At 49.6% G+C, this 20,639-nt stretch carries 23 protein-coding genes; 11 read left to right on the top strand and 12 right to left on the bottom strand.

The features are described from left to right. The first annotated feature begins 19 nt into the window (after nucleotides 1-19). Both LKE13_RS07045 and LKE13_RS07040 read left to right on the top strand, forming a co-directional pair. Nucleotides 20-685, top strand: coding sequence for a class I SAM-dependent methyltransferase (locus LKE13_RS07045; RefSeq protein WP_227949635.1), 666 nt, complete (start codon nucleotides 20-22; stop codon nucleotides 683-685). A 14-nt stretch (nucleotides 686-699) separates the two neighbouring features. Then, complete coding sequence (locus LKE13_RS07040; RefSeq protein ID WP_227949632.1) at nucleotides 700-1,536, top strand: hypothetical protein; 837 nt, start codon at nucleotides 700-702, stop codon at nucleotides 1,534-1,536. Here LKE13_RS07040 and LKE13_RS07035 read toward each other — a convergent pair. Then, entirely contained in the window at nucleotides 1,533-2,489 is a 957-nt protein-coding gene (locus LKE13_RS07035) for a GlxA family transcriptional regulator (RefSeq protein ID WP_227949630.1), read from the bottom strand. The two genes, LKE13_RS07040 and LKE13_RS07035, sit on opposite strands and share 4 nt — an antisense overlap. Before the next feature lie 148 nt (nucleotides 2,490-2,637). Next, nucleotides 2,638-3,333, bottom strand: a complete 696-nt coding sequence (locus LKE13_RS07030; protein WP_227949627.1) for a 2OG-Fe(II) oxygenase — start codon at nucleotides 3,331-3,333, stop codon at nucleotides 2,638-2,640. Between the two features lie 141 nt (nucleotides 3,334-3,474). Between LKE13_RS07030 and LKE13_RS07025 the strand changes: the two genes are divergently transcribed. Both LKE13_RS07025 and LKE13_RS07020 read left to right on the top strand, forming a co-directional pair. Then, nucleotides 3,475-4,497: an SDR family oxidoreductase gene (locus LKE13_RS07025; protein WP_227949625.1), complete on the top strand. Its 1,023-nt coding sequence runs from the start codon at nucleotides 3,475-3,477 to the stop codon at nucleotides 4,495-4,497. A gap of 20 nt (nucleotides 4,498-4,517) precedes the next feature. Beyond that, nucleotides 4,518-5,417: a DMT family transporter gene (locus LKE13_RS07020; RefSeq protein WP_227949623.1), complete on the top strand. Its 900-nt coding sequence runs from the start codon at nucleotides 4,518-4,520 to the stop codon at nucleotides 5,415-5,417. Here the strand turns inward: LKE13_RS07020 and LKE13_RS07015 are convergent. Continuing rightward, nucleotides 5,396-6,115 carry a cell wall hydrolase gene (locus tag LKE13_RS07015; RefSeq protein ID WP_227949621.1) on the bottom strand — a complete coding sequence of 240 codons (720 nt, stop codon included), beginning with the start codon at nucleotides 6,113-6,115 and terminating at the stop codon, nucleotides 5,396-5,398. The two genes, LKE13_RS07020 and LKE13_RS07015, sit on opposite strands and share 22 nt — an antisense overlap. Before the next feature lie 678 nt (nucleotides 6,116-6,793). Here LKE13_RS07015 and LKE13_RS07010 point away from each other — a divergent pair. Then, nucleotides 6,794-7,114, top strand: coding sequence for an ArsR/SmtB family transcription factor (locus LKE13_RS07010; protein ID WP_227949618.1), 321 nt, complete (start codon nucleotides 6,794-6,796; stop codon nucleotides 7,112-7,114). A gap of 79 nt (nucleotides 7,115-7,193) precedes the next feature. On the opposite strand, the gene LKE13_RS07005 is transcribed toward LKE13_RS07010, so the two are convergent. Continuing rightward, nucleotides 7,194-8,189: an NADPH:quinone oxidoreductase family protein gene (locus tag LKE13_RS07005; RefSeq protein WP_227949615.1), complete on the bottom strand. Its 996-nt coding sequence runs from the start codon at nucleotides 8,187-8,189 to the stop codon at nucleotides 7,194-7,196. 144 nt (nucleotides 8,190-8,333) lie between these two features. On the opposite strand from LKE13_RS07005, the gene LKE13_RS07000 reads away from it, so the two are divergent. Continuing rightward, complete coding sequence (locus tag LKE13_RS07000; protein WP_227949613.1) at nucleotides 8,334-9,083, top strand: cytochrome c biogenesis CcdA family protein; 750 nt, start codon at nucleotides 8,334-8,336, stop codon at nucleotides 9,081-9,083. Between the two features lie 313 nt (nucleotides 9,084-9,396). Next, on the top strand, nucleotides 9,397-10,089 hold the full coding sequence (locus tag LKE13_RS06995) for an SOS response-associated peptidase (RefSeq protein WP_227949611.1): 693 nt from the start codon (nucleotides 9,397-9,399) through the stop codon (nucleotides 10,087-10,089). On the opposite strand, the gene LKE13_RS06990 is transcribed toward LKE13_RS06995, so the two are convergent. Both LKE13_RS06990 and LKE13_RS06985 read right to left on the bottom strand, forming a co-directional pair. Further along, the gene (locus LKE13_RS06990; RefSeq protein WP_227949609.1) at nucleotides 10,086-10,991 is read right to left on the bottom strand and encodes an RNA polymerase factor sigma-32; all 906 of its coding nucleotides are present in this window, start codon (nucleotides 10,989-10,991) and stop codon (nucleotides 10,086-10,088) included. The genes LKE13_RS06995 and LKE13_RS06990 overlap by 4 nt on opposite strands. A gap of 229 nt (nucleotides 10,992-11,220) precedes the next feature. Further along, nucleotides 11,221-12,459 (bottom strand): MFS transporter, encoded by a 1,239-nt coding sequence (locus LKE13_RS06985; RefSeq protein WP_227949607.1) that lies wholly within the window; start codon nucleotides 12,457-12,459, stop codon nucleotides 11,221-11,223. A 197-nt stretch (nucleotides 12,460-12,656) separates the two neighbouring features. Here LKE13_RS06985 and LKE13_RS06980 point away from each other — a divergent pair, with 197 nt between their 5' ends. From LKE13_RS06980 to LKE13_RS06970, 3 genes are all read left to right on the top strand, one after another. Continuing rightward, nucleotides 12,657-13,295 carry a carbonic anhydrase gene (locus tag LKE13_RS06980; protein WP_227949605.1) on the top strand — a complete coding sequence of 213 codons (639 nt, stop codon included), beginning with the start codon at nucleotides 12,657-12,659 and terminating at the stop codon, nucleotides 13,293-13,295. Nucleotides 13,296-13,427: 132 nt separating this feature from the next. After that, the gene (locus LKE13_RS06975; protein ID WP_227949603.1) at nucleotides 13,428-14,273 is read left to right on the top strand and encodes an AAA family ATPase; all 846 of its coding nucleotides are present in this window, start codon (nucleotides 13,428-13,430) and stop codon (nucleotides 14,271-14,273) included. Nucleotides 14,274-14,285: 12 nt separating this feature from the next. Then, the gene (locus LKE13_RS06970; protein ID WP_227949601.1) at nucleotides 14,286-15,464 is read left to right on the top strand and encodes a vWA domain-containing protein; all 1,179 of its coding nucleotides are present in this window, start codon (nucleotides 14,286-14,288) and stop codon (nucleotides 15,462-15,464) included. 29 nt (nucleotides 15,465-15,493) lie between these two features. Here LKE13_RS06970 and LKE13_RS06965 read toward each other — a convergent pair whose 3' ends face one another. The 5 genes from LKE13_RS06965 to LKE13_RS06945 form a co-directional block, all read right to left on the bottom strand. Continuing rightward, nucleotides 15,494-16,276, bottom strand: a complete 783-nt coding sequence (locus LKE13_RS06965) for a class I SAM-dependent methyltransferase (protein ID WP_227949598.1) — start codon at nucleotides 16,274-16,276, stop codon at nucleotides 15,494-15,496. A 100-nt stretch (nucleotides 16,277-16,376) separates the two neighbouring features. After that, nucleotides 16,377-16,931, bottom strand: coding sequence for a paraquat-inducible protein A (locus LKE13_RS06960; protein ID WP_227949596.1), 555 nt, complete (start codon nucleotides 16,929-16,931; stop codon nucleotides 16,377-16,379). 103 nt (nucleotides 16,932-17,034) lie between these two features. Then, the gene (locus LKE13_RS06955; RefSeq protein ID WP_227949594.1) at nucleotides 17,035-17,466 is read right to left on the bottom strand and encodes an EamA family transporter; all 432 of its coding nucleotides are present in this window, start codon (nucleotides 17,464-17,466) and stop codon (nucleotides 17,035-17,037) included. 65 nt (nucleotides 17,467-17,531) lie between these two features. Further along, nucleotides 17,532-17,987, bottom strand: coding sequence for a MarR family winged helix-turn-helix transcriptional regulator (locus tag LKE13_RS06950; RefSeq protein ID WP_227949592.1), 456 nt, complete (start codon nucleotides 17,985-17,987; stop codon nucleotides 17,532-17,534). 69 nt (nucleotides 17,988-18,056) lie between these two features. Continuing rightward, nucleotides 18,057-18,611 (bottom strand): histidine phosphatase family protein, encoded by a 555-nt coding sequence (locus LKE13_RS06945; RefSeq protein WP_227949589.1) that lies wholly within the window; start codon nucleotides 18,609-18,611, stop codon nucleotides 18,057-18,059. A 273-nt stretch (nucleotides 18,612-18,884) separates the two neighbouring features. Between LKE13_RS06945 and LKE13_RS06940 the strand changes: the two genes are divergently transcribed. Further along, on the top strand, nucleotides 18,885-19,763 hold the full coding sequence (locus tag LKE13_RS06940; RefSeq protein WP_227949587.1) for a LysR substrate-binding domain-containing protein: 879 nt from the start codon (nucleotides 18,885-18,887) through the stop codon (nucleotides 19,761-19,763). 10 nt (nucleotides 19,764-19,773) lie between these two features. On the opposite strand, the gene LKE13_RS06935 is transcribed toward LKE13_RS06940, so the two are convergent. Next, nucleotides 19,774-20,628 carry an MBL fold metallo-hydrolase gene (locus tag LKE13_RS06935; RefSeq protein ID WP_415776514.1) on the bottom strand — a complete coding sequence of 285 codons (855 nt, stop codon included), beginning with the start codon at nucleotides 20,626-20,628 and terminating at the stop codon, nucleotides 19,774-19,776. Nucleotides 20,629-20,639: the final 11 nt, after the last annotated feature.

The following is a 20,639-nucleotide window of genomic DNA, read 5'->3' as shown; positions in this document are numbered from 1 at the left end:
AACCAAACGGACGACTAAAGTGGATATTTCACGCGACCAAATCAAAGAAGCAGTTATTGCTGCTGGTTCAGACAATGAAGAATTTTTTCATTTTCCAGTCGTAGAGGACGGGCTCTATCTGCAACAGGATCCTGATGAGTATTCTAATTTCGTTCACTTTATGGCGACCGAATTGCCCCCATCAAAGTTCGCATTGGATATCGGAGTAGCTTCTGGCGGCCAGACGAAGTTCCTGCGCGATTACTATGATATTGAAAAAACAGTCGTCCTTGACATTGGACAGCATCCCAATTTCAAACATTGGGATCGTATCAAGAAGTCCGTGAATACGAATATTGTTCTTGAGCTGATTATGGATTCTCACTCGAAAGAGGCACGCAAAGCATTGCTTCCCTATCAGGGACAATTTGATTTTACCTTTATCGACGGGGATCATAGCTATAAAGGCCTGATGCAAGATATTGAACTTGCCAAGGAAGTCGTCAAGAAAGGCTGCATTTTCGTGTTTCATGATACCGGCGCGGTTCCGGATTGTGTGCGCGTGTTCAATGAACTGCAGAAAGACCCGGATTTCGAAATGCTTGCCAATTTTGATTCGCGTTTTGGCATTTCCGTCTTTCGCTATCTTGCAGTGAACGGCCCGAAAACAGGCTTGCGGAAGAAAATTTCCAAGCTTTTCTCATAGAAATAACATAGGAGATGGCAGGTTCTTCCATTGCTGTTGTGCATTTGGTTCGCAAATCAAATGGCATGACGCCTTTTAGGAACTTCCTCTCCTCCTACAAAGCGCATCACGAACCTCTCTGCCACGATCTCGTCCTGATTTTTAAGGATTTTGAGGAGAAGGAAAAAGCCCCCTATATGGAACTGTTAGCCGACACAGCGTTTGTTGCGCATGATTTTCCGGGTGATGGCGGCCTTGATCTTGGTCCCTATTTCGACGTCAGTCAAAAGCTCGATTATGAATATTTCTGCTTTCTGAATTCCTTCAGTGAAATCCAGTCCGATAACTGGCTCACCCATCTCTATAATTGCTTTATCAACAATCAGGATGCCGGAATTGTCGGTGCGACCGGCAGTTGGGAAAGCACAGGGGCCGACGACCCGCCTTTTCCCAATCCCCACATCCGTACAAACGGATTTATTATTGCGGCGGATATCATGCGGCACCTCGAATTTTTCGAGATTAAGACGAAGGATGATGCCCGACATATGGAATCCGGGCATAAAGGCATTACGCGGCAGGTCCAGAAAATGGGGAAACTGCCTTATATTGTGGACCGAAACGGCACTTGCTGGCCGGTTGAAAATTGGCCAGAAAGCGCGACCTTTCGAAGCGGCAACCAAAGGGCATTGCTCATTTCCGACAACAGGACTAGAGCATTTGACGAGGGGGACGACTGGGCGCAGGAATATCTTTTTGACCTCGCCTGGACGGGAAAACCTTCAAAAGCCAATCCCTTCAAACGCCATAAAATGCGTCATCGCCTACGTCGTTTTTTAGAAAAAAGGCGGTCGAAAACAGGCAATTCCTAATTATACACCGGCTTGCGTTCGCGGCTGGGGCTAACGCCGTAGTATTCGCGGTAACTTTTGGCGAAATGCGAATGGGTGGAGAAGCCGGAGGCGATATAAATCTCCGTAATCGACATGCTGGTCTGCAGCAGTAAAAGGCGAGCATGCTCAAGGCGCATTTCCATATAATATCGCGCCGGAGATCGGCCGGTATGCTGCCGGAACAATCGTTCCACCTGCCTGATCGAGATGCTGACCTTCGCCGCCAGTTCATCCGGCGATAAAGGCTCTTCAATATTCTGCTCCATGATTTCAACGATTGTCAGCAGTTTCTGTGACTTGGCGGCGAGCTGGAGTTTTCTCACCACCTGCTGCTTGTCGCTATGGCTTCTAATTCGATCATGCATGAACTGCAGGGAGATATCATAGGCGAGCTTATCCCCATGTTCCTTCCCGATAATATGCAGTAGAAGATCAATGGCGGAAGTACCGCCCGCGCAGGTATAACGGCTACGGTCTATCTCAAAAATGCTGCCTGTAAAAATGACTTCCGGATAGCTCTCTTTCAGGCTGATCGCGCCCTCCCAATGAATAGTGCAGCGATAGCCATTCAGGAGCCCGGCAGCGGCCAGTATAAAGGCGCCAGTGCTGAGCGCGCCGATCTCGGTGCCATGATGTACAATGCGGCGTAGCTCCGCAAGGAGATGCTCATCCTTGATTTTGTCCGTACCGATCCCGCCGCAAACAAAAAGAATATCTAGATCCGCGGCATCCGCGAGCATCATGTCAGGAAGAATGCTGATCCCGTTGCTGGCCTCGACGCGTTGACCGTTGGGCGTGAGGATATTCCAGTCATAAAGATGGCGACCGCTCATCCGATTTGCGGATCGTAATGGTTCTATGGCGCTACTGAAACAAATCATGCTCGATTGTTCGGTCAGGAGAAACCCAAATTTTTTGGCTTTTTCTGTCATATACTGCCTCTGGCGCCTCCCAAACAACCATAGCAACTCTGGGCAGAAGACCGCCAGTCTCATGCCGCTTACAGGACAGTAATTCAAAGAATACACATCGCAAAGCGAAATCAACGGAGACACATCACCCGGATAACGGCGCAAAAGTTTATTTGGCGTCGTGAAAAATAATACCAAGCGTGTAGCGCTGTCCGCTCAAGACATCACTCACCCCATGGCGCATAGTAACGCGCACAGATCCGGTTTTTCCCTGTATCGGTCGCTGATTAACGGCGAAGATAACTGCATCCCCCTTGCGCAAGGGAACAACTCTCGCCCGCGATTGCTGACGCGCACGTTGTTCGGAGAGAATAAATTCCCCGCCTGAAAAATCAGTGTCTGGATCGCTCAGTAGTATGGCCACCTGCAATGGGAAAAGATGCTCGCCATATAGGTCCTGATGCAGCCGATTATAATCGCCCGCATTATACTTTAAAATCAATGGGGTTGGCCTCATCTGACCCGCGGCATGGCAGCGCGCTGTATAATCGCCAAGCTTATCGGGGTATCTCTCCCCATTTGATAGACGCACGGCCCAATCATTAGCGATATGCGCAAGCGGTGGATAAAGCACCTCACGCAAATTGGCGACCAGATCAGGCAGCGGATAGGCGAAATATTTATAATCTCCCTGACCATAACCATGTTGCTGCATCACTATATGACTTCGATAAAGTGTCTCATCTTCAAAATCTGCAATCAGGGAGGCGCATTGCGCCGGCGTCAGCAGATTTGTAATCATCGCATAGCCATTCTGATCAATCTTCTGACCCAGGTTCTGCAAATCGGCGCCATCACGTTTCATCCGGTTCTCCTGTCACGTTGCGGGATTTCCAGTCTCCTATTTTTCAGCATACTGTCTTCCCAGAAATCGACGTTCATTTTAATGCGACGCGGAAATGAAAGTTTCCCTATAATTAAGGCGAATATATTTATGGAGATCCAGATGAACGACAAAGGCCTCGTTACGGTCACCGGAGCGTCCGGTTTTATCGCGCTTCACACTATCCGATATCTACTCGACCAAGGATACTCGGTGCGCGGTACGATACGGAATATGGACCGTGTAGATGGATTGGTAAAGTCACTCGTCAAATATTGCAATGTAACGAATTTGAGCTTTATCCAAGTCGACCTCAGTAACGATTCCGGATGGACAGAAGCAATGACAGGTGCGGACTATCTGTTACATATGGCCTCCCCCCTCCCAGCCGAAACACCAAAGGATGAAAACGAGCTTATTGTGCCAGCGCGGGATGGAGCCCTACGGGCCATTCGCGCGGCCGTCGATGCGGGCGTTAAGCGGATCGTGATGACATCCTCCATCGCGGCGGTGTCCGGTGGCCATGATAAATCCAAGACACTCAATGAAACTTACTGGAGCGATACCACAAAGGACATCGGCGCCTACCAGAAAAGCAAGACAATTGCGGAGCAATCTGCATGGGATTTGATACAGGCGCTGCCCGACGGAGAGAGGCCGGAATTCGCCGTTATCAATCCGGGCTTTGTGTTGGGCCCCATGATTGACGCGGACACCAGTGCCTCGCATGAGGTGGTGCGACGGCTGATGGCGCGCGAAGTGCCCGGCCTACCCAACATTGGCTTCAGCCTTGTGGATGTCCGGGATGTCGCGGGAGCCCATGTAACAGCCCTGACACATCCCGATGCACCGGGCAACCGCTACATCTGCGTTGCCGAATCCCTATCATTTCGGGAAATAGCCCGTCTGCTTCAATCGCACCTTGTGGCGCAAGGGTATAAAATCCCTCAGCGCTCAGTTCCGGATTGGCTGGTGCATTTCCTCGCACTGTTTAGCCCGACCTTCCGCCTTGTCGTCACCCGGCTCGGCCCCGCAACAAAGTTTGATACATCTCAAGTGCGTCAGCATTTCGGCTGGACACCAATGTCCATGGTGCAATCAATCACCGAGACTGCCGACAGCATGATCGCCCATAAAATCGTCTGACTTATAAAGAAAAGTGAGTAATGAAGGAAAAATCCCCTCACCTGTACGGCATTCTGATTACGGCGGCTGGCGTACTTCTCCTCACACCGGACGGGTTACTGGTGCGTCTTATCGGTGCGGACAGCGCGACAATCCTTTTCTGGCGCGGGCTGCTATTTGCAATTGGAATATTCGGCTTTTACCTGCTGCGCCGGGGTAGCACCACAATCGGTCTCATTAAGGCGATGGGTAGGCGCGGTGTGATTGCCGCACTGCTTTTTACATTTAGCACCTGTTTCTTTGTCCTTGCCCTCACACACACCAGCGCCGCAAACGCACTGGTCATTATTTCCACTGCCCCGTTGTTTGCCGCCCTTTTCTCCTGGCTCATCCTCAAAGAGACAATTCCGCTCTTCACCTGGGTCGCAATTGGCATCTGCATCGGCGGCATCAGTCTGATCTTCTTGGGAAGCGTCGGAGGGGGCAGTCGGCACGGTGATATTTATGCCCTCGTCTGCGCCTTTATGATTGCCGGTCAGATAACGACAGTGCGCCATGCCAAAAACATCGATATGGTCCCCTCACTCGGAATATCCGGACTGTTTACCGCCCTAATTGCCCTGCCCTTCAGTGCACCGCTCGCGATTACTGGCCTTGATTTCACCTATCTTTGTATTCTTGGACTGGTCGTCCTCCCCAGCGCATTCGGCCTGATCACAATTGGTCCGCGCTATATCTCCGCACCAGAGGTCAGCCTACTGATGCTGATGGAAAGTATACTGGGGCCGTTCTGGGTTTGGCTTGTTTTAGCTGAAGTGCCACGGCCAGAAACCATTCTCGGGGGAACCATCGTTATTACGACGCTGGTCATCCATACAGCTATTGCCTACCGCAAAAGCCGAACGATACCCGATGCAGGCTATATTGTTTCTTCGCGATAGAAAATGTGACTGCCGACCTGACCAAGTTTGCTCAGATGCGCACTCCATCTTGGGGAGACATAGGAGGCATGGTAGTGAGTGGCGCGCTTTGCGACGCCACTCCGCTCGCCTTTCATGACAAGGGCAACGACTTTAAGGGACTTCTCCCAAGCTGACGCGTTCTTGGGTCGGTCCGGCTGCCCGTCACAGGCAAAGGAGAACTGGCACCTATTTCGCAAATGCTGGTTCTGGAAAACGACGTTACAGGCCGAATCCGGATATCGTGAATCAACAATCCGATTGAGAATAACTTCGGCAATTGCCACCTGTCCGACAAGTGGCTCACTCCTCGCTTCAAAATAGACTGCCTGCGCGATGCACATTTCTTCCTGCGTAAAGGCCCGGCCGAAAAGATCAACGGACGCCAGAGAGTCATCAAGCTTGTCGCCGTTGGGCATATCCAGATTGGAAAGCGCGCCAAATGCTCTCGGAAGAGCAGGTAACTCCGCAAACTTCTTGTCCAATCGTGCAAGGTTGGCATGCTTAACAGCACCGGAGAAGGCAACATTCTCAATCGGCTTGGCCGATGCCCCGATTTGAAGAAGCAGGCTGAAGCCGATCACCATGGCGCCCAGAATGCTCATGGCGCCAAGGAACATACCAAATTCATGCGACTTTGCGTTCATCATCGAAACTATTTTGCTCAAGGGGCTCTGCATTGCCAGTTTTCCATTTTAGTATAATTTGTAATGCTGCACTTAACGCCATCTCAACCTTGTCAGAACTTTATCAACTCACTGCGCCTATCCTCATCCCCCTAATATGGGATAAGCCTCAGTTTATTTTACCTTCTATTAACCAATGCAAACGATTGATGGTTAATAAAATCTTACCAAGCACCTCTGTAAGCATTCGCCGAAACTCTGATTTAGTTTTACAAATCAATTAGTTAGAAAAATATCCGACATATTTTGGCGAATAGGTTCACTTACCCCTGATCCTATCCCCCAAATGGGGTATATGCCGAGACGTCGCATCAAGGACGCTGCGACAGATTAACAGCCCGAATGATTCACCAGAACCCTACTTTATCCGAGCGGCTGATTAGGTATCAGAGAATAACGTAATATACAAGAATTTGTAACTGACCGGCCTGCGACAAGTCGAAGAGAGCATAGAATCTTAAAATACCTAGCCACGCCAAAACACAAAAAACTCCGAAAAACGCAACAAAATCTGTGCATTACCTGCCTATAATTTGAGCGCGCTGCTCATAAATTAGAGTTTCACAAGTTTTTTTTGTTGTTTCATATTGTTTTCCTTGCATCAATCAATCTAGCTGTTATATCAGCTTATCAGAATTTTCAATTACAATAACAAAGTATATGGTTTTATTGATGAATATCACTTCTCTCCAAGATAAGGCGCATGACGCCAGCCGGTTTCTAAAGGCAATCTCCAACAAACATCGCCTCATGATTTTGTGCAATCTGGTCGAATCGGAACGTTCCGTCGGCGAGCTTGAGAAAATTGTTGGATTAAGCCAGTCGGCCCTTTCACAGCACCTCGCCCGTCTTCGTAAGGAAGAAGTTGTAAAGACACGGCGCGAGGCTCAGACGATATACTATTCCCTGCAGGACGAAAACATTGTCGATGTCCTTCGTTTGCTGGAAGGTATTTTTGTCGACGATTCCTCCAAGCTTGCAGAAGTTGCTTAAGCTTTAGCGGACAATAATAACGGGTGGCCATCCACTTGGCCCCCGTATTTTCTCAATTTAAATAATTTAATTGGTGGCCCTAATCTTCGATCAGGACGACCTGCTTGCCTGTCACATCCCGCCGTTCCATCGCGCGCAATGCGTCTGATATCTCTGCCAGAGCCCAGGTTCTTCCAATAATAGGCCGTAAATTCTCTGCCTCGGCAATTTTTCTAAGGCCAATGTTTACGCGCGCTCCCGCCGCCGGGTCTCGACGGCCGAACTCTCCAGCGCGCACACCAATAACGGAACAACCTTTGGCTGCCGTCAAGTCAGTCTTTAAAACACCGAATTCCCCACCGGCGAACCCCGCCACCAGCAATCGGCCAGACCAGGCGATACAATCCAGGCTCTTCTCAAAAAAAGTGCCGCCCACGGGATCGAGAATAACATCGGCACCCTTACCGTCCGTGATTTCATTCACCCGGTCCGGAAAGGAGTGGTCGTGATAATTGATAAGATGATCGGCACCGCTCTCTTTTGCGACCTTAAGTTTATCCTCGGAACTTGCGGCTGCTATAACAGTTGCCCCGAGCGCCTTACCCAAAGCAACGGTCGCCTGACCGACCCCGCCGCCAGCGCCCAACACCAGCAATACCTCCCCCGCTTTCAATCGTCCTCGCTCAATAAGGGAGACATATGCCGTCAGGAAGGTCACCGAGAAGGCTGCTGCCTCGGCATAGGAAAGGTGCTTTGGCATTGGTTCTATTTGGGAAGCCTCGACCGTGGCATAAGCTGCAAACGCCCCGGTTTTGCTCTTGTATAGAACGGCATCACCAATTTGATATTGCCCATCGGGATCCGTCGTTTCCTCAACAACTCCCACCGCCTCCATGCCGAGAGTAAAGGGAAGCTCCGGCTTGAACTGATATTTACCGTATGTCATCAAAAGATCCGGAAAATTGAGTGCAGCTGCCTTTAAGCGGATACGCAGCTGCCCCGGTGCAAGTGGTTCCAACTGTTGAGGTTCGAGCCTCACCCCATCGGGGCCGCTAAGGTCGTGGCATATCGTCGCGGTGGCAAATTTGTTGGTCATTATATGTTCTTTTTATTCTAGACCTCTTATTGCTACCTTATTCTGCCAATTGATATCCAGTTTAATTTACGATCTTGTGACTGGATCGTGACTGGCAAAAGAGGTAACTGTGGCGCTGTCCCGGATGGAACGAGGTTAAGTGGAATGGCAGGTTTGGAGATATCATATCTGGCGGCGGCCGGAGGCGGTCTCATCAGCTTCCTGAGCCCCTGCGTCCTGCCGCTTGTGCCCGCCTACCTCTGCCTTGTTGCTGGAACCAGTCTGGAAGAGCTTGCGGAGCCGGGTCAGGACGACAGCATCAAGGGAATCAACTGGCAGGTTGTTGCAACGGCAGTCATATTCGTTCTTGGCTTTTCAACAGTGTTTGTCCTGCTCGGCGCATCCGCCTCCTATATCAATCGGCTGCTTATCGAGCATCTGGAGCTATTGTCCAAGATTGCCGGTGGCGTGATCATCTTGTTCGGTATACATATGACTGGCTTGGTTCGTATTCCCCTGCTTTATCGGGAGGCTCGGTTTAATGATCTTGAAAAGCCGCAAAGCTGGTTCGGCGCCTATGTTATTGGCCTTGCTTTCGGCTTTGGATGGACCCCCTGTATCGGGCCTATGTTGGGTACGATCCTCGCAATCGCTGCGAGCGAAAGCTCACTTGGTTATGGGGTTAGTCTGCTTGGGGTATATTCCCTTGGACTGGGTATTCCCTTCATGATTGCCGCTTTGGCAATCAACCACTTCCTTGTCTTCATGCGGAAGTTCAAGCGCTATTTCAAATTGGTCGAAATGGGAACTGGTCTAATTCTTATTGCCACCGGTTTGCTGATATTTACTGGGCAGTTCCAGATACTGGCCTATTGGTTTCTGGAAACCTTTCCGGGCCTTGCCACTCTCGGCTAAGCGCATTTTATCTAGCCAAAAACTGATGCCAATCCCAATATACCAACGACCATAATGGCGATAAACCAGGTTGCTTTAACTTCATCCGACATCTTTACTATCCCTAATATGGACAGCTGCCTTCAACAGCCTGTCACATGGCAGATTTACTCATTTTTATTAAGTAATCTTTGTTATGCGAGCACATATACAGCGAGAGCAGCCGTATCAAGTATCGAGTAATGGAAATGCTGGATAAACCGCTGAAAACGTGGGAGTTTGTATCGATGATCACAAAGATACGAAAAGTTACAATCTTATTGCGGTGGGTTTGATGTGCGGCCGGTTCAGTTTAACTAGTCCGATTGAAGCAATACGGCGGGTATTCGCTTTTCCTGAACGGCCCAATCTCCCCGCGCGCTATAACATTGCTCCAACAACCAATATCGCTGCCATCCGGATATCTGGTGAAAAGACGAAAGAAAGACATCATTATTTCCCTGCGCATTGGGGATTAATCCCGTCCTGGGCAAAATCCACCGAGTTTGCCGCCAAGATGATCAATGCCAGAAGCGAGACAGTCGCGGAGAAACCTTCCTATCGCGATGCCTACAAAAGCCGTCGCTGCCTGATACCAGCGAACGGGTTTTATGAATGGGAAAAACTATCTAAAGGCACAAAGCAACCCTGGTTCATCAGCGTGGAAGATATGCCGATCATTGCGTTTGCCGGACTCTGGGAAAGCTGGACATCACCTGAGGGTGAAATAGTTGAAAGCTGTACGATTCTGACAACAACCGCGAGCACCAGCATTACCTTCATACATCCACGCATGCCAGTCATTCTCGACCCGTCGGAATATGATGCCTGGCTCAGATGTGAGGCGGGAGCTGAATTGCTGACGTCTTTCGATGCCGACAGGATGAGCTTTTACAAAGTCTCCAACCGGGTCGGCAATGTGCGAAACGATGATGCAGACTTGCTCAAACCTCACGACCCACCACCGACGCAGGCGCGCTTGCTTTAGGAGTGGCTTTGACGACCGGAGACTAGCTCCGGGTTACGGCTTGCCTCCCGGCTGATCCGGACGACGGAGCTCTGGAGCTTTTCAAACGCCTTATGCTCAATCTGACGCACCCGCTCCTTCGTAATACCAAGACGACCGCCCAGCACTTCAAGTGTGGTTTTGTCGTCCTGAAGACGCCGTTCGCGAATGATGATCTGCTCACGATCCGTCAATTCCCGAAGTGCCGACTCAAGCCATTTTGAGCGGACCGCGCCATCGATATTACGCATGGTGTTTTCTTCCGGTGTCGGATTTGTGTCCTCCAGGAAGTCTTCAATGCTGCCATCTCCGTCCTCACCAATCGGGGCGTTGAGGGACTGGTCACGGCTTGACAACCGATGTGCCATTTTTTCGACGTCCTTCAATCCAATCTTCAGCTTTTCGGAAATTTCGATCAATGTATCCGACGAGAAGGCCGTATCGTCCATTGTCTGAATTTTCGCCCGCAACCATCGCAGATTGAAAAACAGGGATTTTTGGGACGCGCTGGTGCCTGAGCGTACAATTGACCAGTTTCTGAGAACATAGTCCTGCATCGCCGACTTGATCCACCAACTCGCGTATGTAGAAAAGCGGATTTCCCGCTCCGGCTCAAACTTGAAAGCAGCCTGCATCAGGCCGATATTCCCTTCCTGAACCAGATCGCTCATCGAGAGGCCGTAATTCCGAAACTTGGATGCCATTGATACAACCAGGCGCATATAAGCAGATACAAGCTCGTGCAACGCCTTCTCATCTCCTTTTTGCCGCCAGAGATAAGCCAGTTCGAATTCTCTCTCCCGCGAGAGCAGCGGGATAGACATCGCAGCCGAGACGAAGGCGCGATTACGGTTTTGCGTAGTTGCTGTCTCTTGCTTGTTCATGTGATCTTCCTCCCACTAAGTAAAGCCGAATGTCGACGCGGTGGAACTAGGCGCACATTATAACGGTTCTAATTTAAGGTTTTTTGACCGGATTTGCAATATCTTTGCGAGTTCACTGACGAAATTGTGATCAGCCACATATACGTGTTCTGTCTTGGTCTTATAGAGAAAAACTGTGTTGGAATAATGACAGAGCGCTAAGAGGGTCGCGCATCTTTAAGGTCCGAAATCAACTCTGCTGGCCGATCGAGTTTTCCAAAGATCCTGCATAAATTATCAGTGCGGCAACCAGCAAGCCTGCAACAAACAGGAAGGAAAGCTCGTATCCATTTGCCCCATATGCAGAAAGAATCCAGCCAAAAAGCGACTGCATAAAACCAACGCCGGTAATACTGATCAGGTTAAGCGTCGAATTAGCGCGCCCGACGAGATGGTCTGGAAAAGAATTTCGGCAATGTGCCGCCAGTACGACATAATATTGCTGCACGAACGCGATATAGACAAAAAGACACGTCACCGCCCATAGCGGCAGATGGTCGACCAAGCCGAGAATACTAAAGGCCACCAGTTCCGTCAAAACAGCCGTAATGACGATTTTCTTACGGCTACTGAAGTATCGATCCAGCGGTCCAAAAAACAGGGCACCGATCGGCACAACGATTGTCATCAAAAGCAAAATCTGCCCACGTTCAAATCCGTCCAGCCCGTAAGTACTCTCTAGATATGGTCCGCCCCACATTCCAAGCACGGCAACTGCCGGACCGTAAGCGACAAACCCCATGGCCAGAAGATTGAAGAATTTCGGATGCAGTAAAACTTCGCCATAACCTCGAACACTCTGTCCCATAGTTCCCGGCGTCGCACGGTCATACTGATATCCGGGAGGCACGTCCCGAATAATATAAATGCCGATCAACAACATCATCAGGGTAATAACCGCAATGACAACGAACGGTGCGCGCCATCCGTAATGCTCGATAATATAGGCCAATGGACCAGATGACATTACACCCCCAATACTGGACGCCGCCAGCAGCCAGGAGGCCATAGTCGCAAACTTCGTCGGTGGGAACCACTTTGCGAACAAAACATAAGACGACATCATGATAGCCGAATAACCAACACCAATCAGGATGCGCGAGATCAGCACTTCATTAAGATCTGTCGCGGAAGCCAGCATAAATGACCCGACGACACCCAATATTGTGATGCTGGGAATAATGATACGTGGTCCGAAACGATCAAGAGCCATGCCGGTCGGTACCTGGACAAGAGCGGAAGCAAAAAACAGCGCCGCCGCCGCAATACCAAGGCTTTCAACAGCTATCCCGAGGTCGTTAGCCAAGGGAAGCATGACTACCCCACCGGAATAGCGGTGAAATTGCCCCAGACCAAACAGCACCGAAACTACGAGAAAGATATAGAGTGCGCGTCTTTTAACTGCGGGAGGTCTTGGTTCCGGAGGCATACAGATTTCTAACTATTATTCTTAATTTCCCTAACGCTCCGCCCAAACGGGTAGTTTGTCAAATCATTTAGCCGAAATTCTGCTCCCAACGATAATTCAATAAAGAGTTCCCCAGACCAGAATATATGTTAAATAGTCGCCTTTGCGCGGGTCATGGTGCACGAATCGCCGATAGTCATTATACAAGGATCGGATTGATGGAAGAATTCAAGAAAGTGTTTGAGAAGAATAAGGCCTGGGCGGCGAGTACAACCGCGTCGGACCCCGACTTTTTCTCCCGCCTCGCCCATCAACAAACCCCGGAACATCTCTGGATTGGATGTTCAGATAGCCGCGTCCCCGCAAACCAAATTATGGATTTACCGCCAGGCGAGGTGTTTGTTCACCGCAATATTGCAAATATTGTTGTACCGTCAGATCTCAATTGCCTATCTGTGCTGCAATACGCCATCGAGGTCTTGAAAGTCAGACATGTGATTGTCTGTGGTCATTACGGCTGCGGTGGTATCGCTGCGGCGATGTCCTCTCACAAAAACGGCATGATCGACAACTGGCTGAGGCACATCCGGACGACTGCTCGCATATATAAGGACCTGATTGATGTGGCACCAAATCAGGACGAGAAGAACGATCTCCTTTGCGAGTTGAATGTCATCGAGCAAGTCCAGAATGTCTGCGCGACGACAATCGTTCAAGACGCATGGGACAATGGGCAAAAATTTGCTGTCCATGGCATCATTTATTCAGTGAAGAATGGCCTATTGAAAGATCTCCTCCATTGTGAGGCCGGCAACAAGGTAACTCATGGAGAAGACTTTCCCTCAGTCCTCAAGTAGGATGGTATTTTGACGCTAGTTAATAATGACAATCTGTCAAATAGCTTGATCAAAACGCCTGCGGGGCTTATTTTCCAATCAATAGCGCCATAGCAATCAATAGAATTAAGAAAAAGAAATCGAGAACACGGCATGAAATTTAAAGGTACTGATACATATGTTGCAACGGAAGATCTGATGATCGCCGTCAACGCCGCCATGACCCTGCAGCGTCCCCTTTTGATCAAGGGGGAGCCCGGCACCGGTAAGACCGTGCTGGCTCAGGAAGTGGCGAAAGCACTCGGCAAGCAGTTTATTGAATGGAACATCAAGTCCACCACCAAGGCGCAGCAGGGCCTCTATGAGTATGACGCTGTCTCGCGCCTGCGCGATTCACAGCTTGGTGATGACAAGGTACATGACATTTCCAATTACATCCGCCCCGGCAAGATGTGGGAGGCTTTTACTGCCGACGAAAGCCCGATCCTGCTGATCGATGAGATAGATAAAGCGGATATCGAATTTCCGAACGATTTGCTGCAGGAACTCGATCGGATGGAGTTTTTCGTCTACGAAACACAGCAGACGATCAAGGCGGAACATCGGCCGCTGGTAATCATCACCTCGAATAATGAAAAGGAGCTGCCGGACGCCTTCTTGCGCCGCTGTTTCTTCCACTACATCAGCTTTCCTGATCAAGAAACGATGGAAAGAATCGTTGATGTTCATCATCCCGATGCAAAACAGGAGTTAGTGCGGGACGCACTCAAGATCTTTTTTGATGTCCGGGAAACGCCGGGCCTCAAGAAAAAGCCATCAACCAGCGAATTGCTCGACTGGCTGAAGTTATTGATGAGCGAAGAGCTGCCGGAAGAAGTGCTACGCTCGAAAGATCCATCGAAGCTCATTCCTCCGCTTCACGGTGCACTCCTTAAAAATGAGCAGGACGTGCATCTCTTTGAACGGCTCGCCTTCCTTTCCCGCCGCGAACAGAGATAGGGCGGAACGGGCATGTTCACGAAATTCTTCTTCACCCTGAAAGAAGCCTCGGTCCCCGTGACTTTACGGGAATACCTGACCCTGATCGAGGCCCTCAAAGCCGGCTGCGCCGAATATTCGGTGAATGATTTTTACTATCTCGCCCGGGCGACACTGGTAAAGGATGAGAAGAATCTCGACAAGTTCGATCAGGTATTCGGCCATTGCTTTAACGGTATCGAGTTCATATCCGATGGGGCGGAAGTTGAGATTCCGGAAGAATGGCTCAAGAAGCTGGCGGAGCTTTCCCTCACCGACGAGGAAAAGGCTGAGGTCGAAGCCATGGGCGGCTGGGAAAAGCTTATGGAGACACTTCAGGAACGTCTGAAAGAGCAGGAAAAACGTCATCAGGGCGGCAACAAATGGATCGGTACCGCCGGAAAGTCTCCTTTCGGTGCCTATGGCTATAATCCCGAAGGGGTACGCATCGGCCAGAAAGAAAGCCGGAACCGCAAGGCAGTGAAGGTCTGGGACAAGCGCGAGTACAAAAACCTCGACGATAACGTCGAACTTGGCACCCGGAACATCAAGGTCGCCATGAAGCGACTACGTCAGTTCGCCCGCGAAGGAGCGGCAGAGGAACTGGATCTTGACGATACAATCCGGTCGACAGCGCGAAACGCTGGTTTTCTGGATCTTAAAATGCGGCCCGAGCGTCATAACACCGTCAAGGTCCTGATCCTGTTTGATATCGGCGGATCAATGGACGATCACATCAAGGCTTGTGAGGAGCTATTCTCGGCAGCGCGCACCGAATTCAAACATCTTGAATTCTATTATTTTCATAACTGCGTCTATGAAAAGCTATGGAAGGAAAACAGCCGCCGCCACACATCGTTCATGCCGACATGGGATGTGCTGCATACTTACCCCGCTGATTACAAGCTGATCATTGTCGGGGATGCAACCATGAGCCCATATGAAATCGCCTATGCGGGTGGCAGTGTTGAGCATTGGAATGAAGAAGCTGGTCAGGCCTGGATGGAGCGAATGCTGAACATCTATCACAAGGCCGTCTGGCTAAATCCGGTGCCGGAAAAATACTGGGATTACACCCCGTCAGTTCAGATGATGAAGCAACTGATGACAGACCGGATGTATCCGCTCACCATTGGTGGTCTTGAAAGTGCAATGAAGGAATTAAGCCGGTAAACAAATTTTAACCGGTTAATTCCAGCAATCTAGTAACGTGCCGGACGGGCGAACACCATCCATTTTCCGCCAAACGCGTTGGATAGCTTGTCAAATTCCGGGCTTATTTCCAGCAGCTTATGATGCATCGGGTTATTGTAGAGGAAGTATATAGGCTCCCGCACATCCGCAAGATCAACTGAAATGCGATCAAGTACTCCCCGCAGGACTTCCGGGCCGAAGGCATTGAAAACATAAATGACATGAGGTACCGGCGGCAAAGTATAGCCGGCGGCATCGCCATGGATCGAGGTCAGGGCACCCGCACGGACCATATCCCGTTGTTTCATTTCCTCAATATTCTGAAGGGCAACCTGATGTAGGTCGCCACTCAGTTCTATGCCTGTTACAGACTGGAAAGGGTAGCGCGCAGCCGCTGCCAAGATCGCCCCCTTGCCTGAGCCGTAATCGACAAAGTTATAGGCAGAGCAATCGATATGAAGCTTTTCGAGGACATCGCGGAATTCGTAATCTGATGCCGCCTCGTACCGGCTGGCAGAAGATCGCAACTCTTCAGGTATATCCAAATCATCCAGTTCGACAATACCGTCGGTATCGAGACCGCTTTCACGTATATTCTGCCGGTAAAACCGATAATCTTGCAAATAAGGGATATTGGCTTTCGCACAGGCAATCGCCAGGAGACCTAGAATTGTCCGGCCGATCCCACGATATTTTAAATTAACGAAGAGGGTCCTTAAGCTTCGTCGAAACTGATTATGCTCAACCTCAAGCCCGGGGTAGCGGGCGGTCTTGGTAAATACGAAACGCAACAACGGACATTCCTACACTTTAAAAAGACTAGTTTACGAAACTTTCTGGCCGCAAATATGGCAGGTTGTGAAAGTATCGGAGAAAATTCTTAATTTTCTTTTAGTCTTCCTCTTCTTCGACAAACTTAACGGCATTCATCAGCGGTTGAAGACGGGAAGCAACCAACTTTTGCATCGCCAAAGAGATGATGAGGTAGTAAACCGCCGCATGCAGAACAAGGCCGGTATCAGCACGCGAAGCAAGATAGATCATCGCACCAATAACAAAGAGGCTACAAAACCAGAGCCTGCCAAGCTGGCGAAGCAATCCTGCCTTGCGGAGGAATTTATTGTCCGTCAGTTCATACTTGTACCAAAGCTCGAACGCCGTTGAAAGAAGGACGACGGGCAGCAAAATGGCAAGAACTGCAATCAACAAGGCAATCCCTCCCTGCCCACTCTTGAGAAGTGCGGCCATTCCGCTTAATAGCGAGAAACTTCCATTTAGACCGGCAAACCCGTCGCTTGTCATTATCGGTTGTGTAATCGCAAGCCCGAGTAGCGCTGCGGAGATGAGCAAGATAATCCCAAGATAGCGATCCCCATTTTTTGCATACTTTGCAATTGTCTGCCGGTCCGGCCGCCCTACCAGTATCCGTTCAACCACCCAATGCATGCCACACCCTCTTTTTTCCAGATATTTGAGATTTGCTTATACCTATTTGGAATGAAGGCGAGAAATCAAAATTTGAACTGGGGTACATGTTGTCCGGCTGCTTTTAGTTGACTGAGATTAGAATTGCGCCGCTGGCGATCAGGCCAACACCGAGCCACGCGGGTGCTGAGAGATTTTCACCGAGAAACAATGCCGCAATTATGGCGACGAAAACGACACTTAATTTATCGACAGGCGCAACCTGAGATGCCTTGCCAATTTGAAGGGCCCGAAAATAGCAAAGCCAGGATGCCCCGGTCGCAAGGCCAGAAAGGGTTAAAAATATCAATGATTTGTTGGGTATTTCGCCAACAGGCTGAAACTCACCGGTAAACAAAAGAAGCAAGGCCAACGCCACAACAACAACAACCGTTCGTAAGAAGGTCGCAAAATTGGGATTGACTTCACTCACCCCGACTTTGGCCAATATGGCTGTCAATGCCGCAAAAACGGCGGCCAACAATGCCCAAAATTGCCAGTATCCGGAATAATTCATAGCGTCTTTTCACCTCCGGTTTTGCTACCAAGGTAGTCTACCGTATTATTGACCTAGAGGTAGCGTCAGCTAATTTTTTTAAGCAAAGCCAGAAAGAGTTCCTGCTCATCCTCCGTGAGAGGTTCGAGCGTGTCGTCCGTAATATCAAAACCATAAGGAATGATATCCTCCGTCAGTTCAAGTCCAGCCTCCGTCAGCCGCAGAAGCATGCGACGGCGATCCGTTTCATCCGGTCGTATCTGAACAAGGCCGCGGTCGATCAGGCGACGGGTCACCCCCTGAATTGTCGCCGGGTCCATCGCGGTCAAACGACCCAGGTGATTTTGCGACAACTCCCCCTCATCTCTCAGCTTGGTGAGCGCCGCAAATTGTGTTGGGGTGATTTGCACATGCCCCATATAAGATTGGAATATAGAACTCGCGCGCTGATGCGCCCGGCGCAGCAGATGCCCGATCTGATCCTGAACCACATAGTCGTCAATAGGTCGATCATTCTCCACCCGAGGCTTTAACGATTTCATATTCGTCATATCGGCCAACATTTCTATATCTGTTAAATCAGGATCAAGCTGCCGAACCGCAAATGGCGGTCACTTTACAACTGTATCAGCTTCCTGACCTTTTTCAATGAGGCTCATCGTATCACCGGAAAGCTGAATTTTGGTGATCGAGCAATGATTAGGACGAAATACAACCACATCATCACTTTCTTCAATGGCACCAACAATCGCATTAATAACAACGAAATGGGTAACAAAAACCGCATCTTTAGTCTGATTTCGGGTGAAATCGAGAATAGTCGACCGCCATCCCTGCAAATGCTCCGACTGCTGCGACCACTTTCCTTCCAGCACGTTTGTCAGCCAAGCACGCCTATTTCCAAGATCCAAGCCTGCAGAGGGGACCTCAGAGAGTTCAGGGGTGATAATCGCCCCCTCCTGCCATAAGTCCGCGAGCGGGGATGCCGTCTCCTGAGTGCGGTTAAGAGGGCTGCTGTACAAATTTACAGGTGCAATCTCCCCATGTAGCCGTGCGGCCATTTCCTGAGCTTGAAGAACTCCTTTTTCACTCAAACCTGGATCTAAGGCTTGATCCCAAGATCCGGCAGCCTCGCCATGACGAACTAAATATACTATTGTACTCACATCCACTCCTTATTGTAGCAAAACGGCACCAACGTTATAGACTCGTTTGATTGGAAAGCAAAAAACTACATCATAAACGAGAAATGCGAAGGCAAGATGTCAGCCAACTGTGAAAACCACACCTAAAAACACCCTGTATTATTGTATTAAGAATTATTATTTCAATTGACAAGTGTTAACACATAACTTAATCGTCAGTTATACTTGTTCAATACTCCAGTGAGAGGCCTAAATGTGGAAAACCAAATCATGATGTAGACCGGGACTGCGACGATGAACCATGCACAGCTGAAAGCGTTTCACGCCGTGGCCGAAACAGGTGGATTTTCTTCCGCCGCGAAAATGCTGGGTCTCACACAACCGGCCGTCACACTTCAGGTTCAGGCGCTGGAGCAGAACTACAACACGAAGTTATTCCAGCGGCACGGGCGGAAGACGGAGATCACATCGTCAGGCAAAATGCTGTTGAAGCTGTCCAAACGGATCTTCAATCTGGAAGCAGAGGCACACACACTCCTTACCTCTCTAGACACTATGGAGGCTGGAAACCTGAACGTTATCGCCCCCTCCTCCCTTCAGGCCTTACCGTTTCTTTCCGTTTTTCATTCAAAATATCCGAAAATCCGTCTTTCCTTTTTGAGCTTTCCGCCCTCGCAAATAGAGAAAGAAATTACAGATTTTCGAGCCGATATCGCCATTCAACATTTGCCGCCAGAAGATAACCGACTGTTTACGCAAAAAATCGATGAAACGCCCCTGAAACTCGCTGTATCAAAAGATCATGCTTGGTCACAGAAGCAAACGGTAACCCTGAAAGAGCTCAAAGAGCTGACAGATCCGATAATCATCCCCCCTTCCGAACTGGAAGCCACAGGAAAATTACGAGGGCATTGGTCAACATACTTCAACTTTGGCGTCAAACAGACACTAATGCTACAAAGTAGGGAGATCGGGCGAGAAGCCGTGGCAAATAGTCTTGGAGTCGCGTTTTATACCGATGCAGATATCCGCTGGGACAAACGTATTCATGGGATTGAGATAGAAGATGAGCGCTTTAAAGAAGCGACATATATTACTTGCTTGAAAGAAGAACGCCAATCCCGCCTGATTGCCTCTTTCTTTGAGTCGACTATCAGTACTGACAATCCATAGCCTCAATCAATCACCGCGCGACGGAGATTTTATTCGAATAGCTTTCAGTCTTGATTTCTACCTTCATCCCCTCGCGAGCGACAAAGGCATTTGGCCAAGCGTTATAGGCGTCCTTGGCAACCTGATCCATGAATGTATCATCATGGGTTGGATCATGATGGAATATTGCCAATTGCCCAACATGCGCGGCCTTACACAAGCGTACCCCTTCCTGCCAGGTCGAATGTCCCCAGCCCTTAAACTGCGGATACTCCTCATCTGTATAGGTGGAATCATAAATAACCAGATCCGCACCCTCGATAAGATCAAGGATGTCCTGATCGGGATGGCCGATTACATGCTCAGTGTCGGTAATGTAGCAAATCGATTTGTCTTCAAATTCGATCCGATATCCCGTGCCGCCATCTGGATGCTTCATTGGCGCGGTTCGAATGAAAATGCCATCCCCCAAAGAGAAGGAATCGCCCGCTTTGAAGTCCTCAAAACTCAAATTCGCGGCAAGTTCGCTAAAAGGCACGGGAAACGTCGGTTGGCACATTTGCGAAGAAAGAACCTTCTTGATGCCTCCCAACTGGCTTAAATGCCCCGCCATGACCTTGATATTGACGTCATCACGATAGATCGGACAGAAAAAGGGAAAGCCATTGATATGGTCCCAATGGGTGTGTGATTGCAGGAAGAGGTAGTCTTTTAAGTTTCGGCGCATCAGGCATTCGCCAAGCAGTCGAACCCCTGTACCAGCATCAAGAATGATTGTGCGATCATTAACGTTCACCTCCACACAGGAGGTGTTTCCGCCATATTTCATATGATCAGGCGACGGTGTTGCGATTGAACCCCGAACGCCCCAAAATGTCACATTCATACTCATTAAAG

Origin of the sequence: Sneathiella sp. HT1-7, assembly GCF_020731145.1 — a bacterium.
Lineage (GTDB): Bacteria > Pseudomonadota > Alphaproteobacteria > Sneathiellales > Sneathiellaceae > Sneathiella.
This window is presented reverse-complemented; position numbering and strand designations above follow the sequence as displayed.

Excerpts from the sequence above, each read along its gene's own strand:
- LKE13_RS07040 (WP_227949632.1), top strand. The coding sequence starts at position 700 with ATGGCAGGTTCTTCCATTGCTGTTGTGCATTTGGTTCGCAAATCAAAT.
- LKE13_RS07035 (WP_227949630.1), bottom strand. The coding sequence starts at position 2,489 with ATGACAGAAAAAGCCAAAAAATTTGGGTTTCTCCTGACCGAACAATCG.
- LKE13_RS07030 (WP_227949627.1), bottom strand. The coding sequence starts at position 3,333 with ATGAAACGTGATGGCGCCGATTTGCAGAACCTGGGTCAGAAGATTGAT.
- LKE13_RS07025 (WP_227949625.1), top strand. The coding sequence starts at position 3,475 with ATGAACGACAAAGGCCTCGTTACGGTCACCGGAGCGTCCGGTTTTATC.
- LKE13_RS07020 (WP_227949623.1), top strand. The coding sequence starts at position 4,518 with ATGAAGGAAAAATCCCCTCACCTGTACGGCATTCTGATTACGGCGGCT.
- LKE13_RS07015 (WP_227949621.1), bottom strand. The coding sequence starts at position 6,115 with ATGCAGAGCCCCTTGAGCAAAATAGTTTCGATGATGAACGCAAAGTCG.
- LKE13_RS07010 (WP_227949618.1), top strand. The coding sequence starts at position 6,794 with ATGAATATCACTTCTCTCCAAGATAAGGCGCATGACGCCAGCCGGTTT.
- LKE13_RS07005 (WP_227949615.1), bottom strand. The coding sequence starts at position 8,189 with ATGACCAACAAATTTGCCACCGCGACGATATGCCACGACCTTAGCGGC.
- LKE13_RS07000 (WP_227949613.1), top strand. The coding sequence starts at position 8,334 with ATGGCAGGTTTGGAGATATCATATCTGGCGGCGGCCGGAGGCGGTCTC.
- LKE13_RS06995 (WP_227949611.1), top strand. The coding sequence starts at position 9,397 with ATGTGCGGCCGGTTCAGTTTAACTAGTCCGATTGAAGCAATACGGCGG.
- LKE13_RS06990 (WP_227949609.1), bottom strand. The coding sequence starts at position 10,991 with ATGAACAAGCAAGAGACAGCAACTACGCAAAACCGTAATCGCGCCTTC.
- LKE13_RS06985 (WP_227949607.1), bottom strand. The coding sequence starts at position 12,459 with ATGCCTCCGGAACCAAGACCTCCCGCAGTTAAAAGACGCGCACTCTAT.
- LKE13_RS06980 (WP_227949605.1), top strand. The coding sequence starts at position 12,657 with ATGGAAGAATTCAAGAAAGTGTTTGAGAAGAATAAGGCCTGGGCGGCG.
- LKE13_RS06975 (WP_227949603.1), top strand. The coding sequence starts at position 13,428 with ATGAAATTTAAAGGTACTGATACATATGTTGCAACGGAAGATCTGATG.
- LKE13_RS06970 (WP_227949601.1), top strand. The coding sequence starts at position 14,286 with ATGTTCACGAAATTCTTCTTCACCCTGAAAGAAGCCTCGGTCCCCGTG.
- LKE13_RS06960 (WP_227949596.1), bottom strand. The coding sequence starts at position 16,931 with ATGCATTGGGTGGTTGAACGGATACTGGTAGGGCGGCCGGACCGGCAG.
- LKE13_RS06955 (WP_227949594.1), bottom strand. The coding sequence starts at position 17,466 with ATGAATTATTCCGGATACTGGCAATTTTGGGCATTGTTGGCCGCCGTT.
- LKE13_RS06950 (WP_227949592.1), bottom strand. The coding sequence starts at position 17,987 with ATGAAATCGTTAAAGCCTCGGGTGGAGAATGATCGACCTATTGACGAC.
- LKE13_RS06940 (WP_227949587.1), top strand. The coding sequence starts at position 18,885 with ATGAACCATGCACAGCTGAAAGCGTTTCACGCCGTGGCCGAAACAGGT.
- LKE13_RS06935 (WP_415776514.1), bottom strand. The coding sequence starts at position 20,628 with ATGAATGTGACATTTTGGGGCGTTCGGGGTTCAATCGCAACACCGTCG.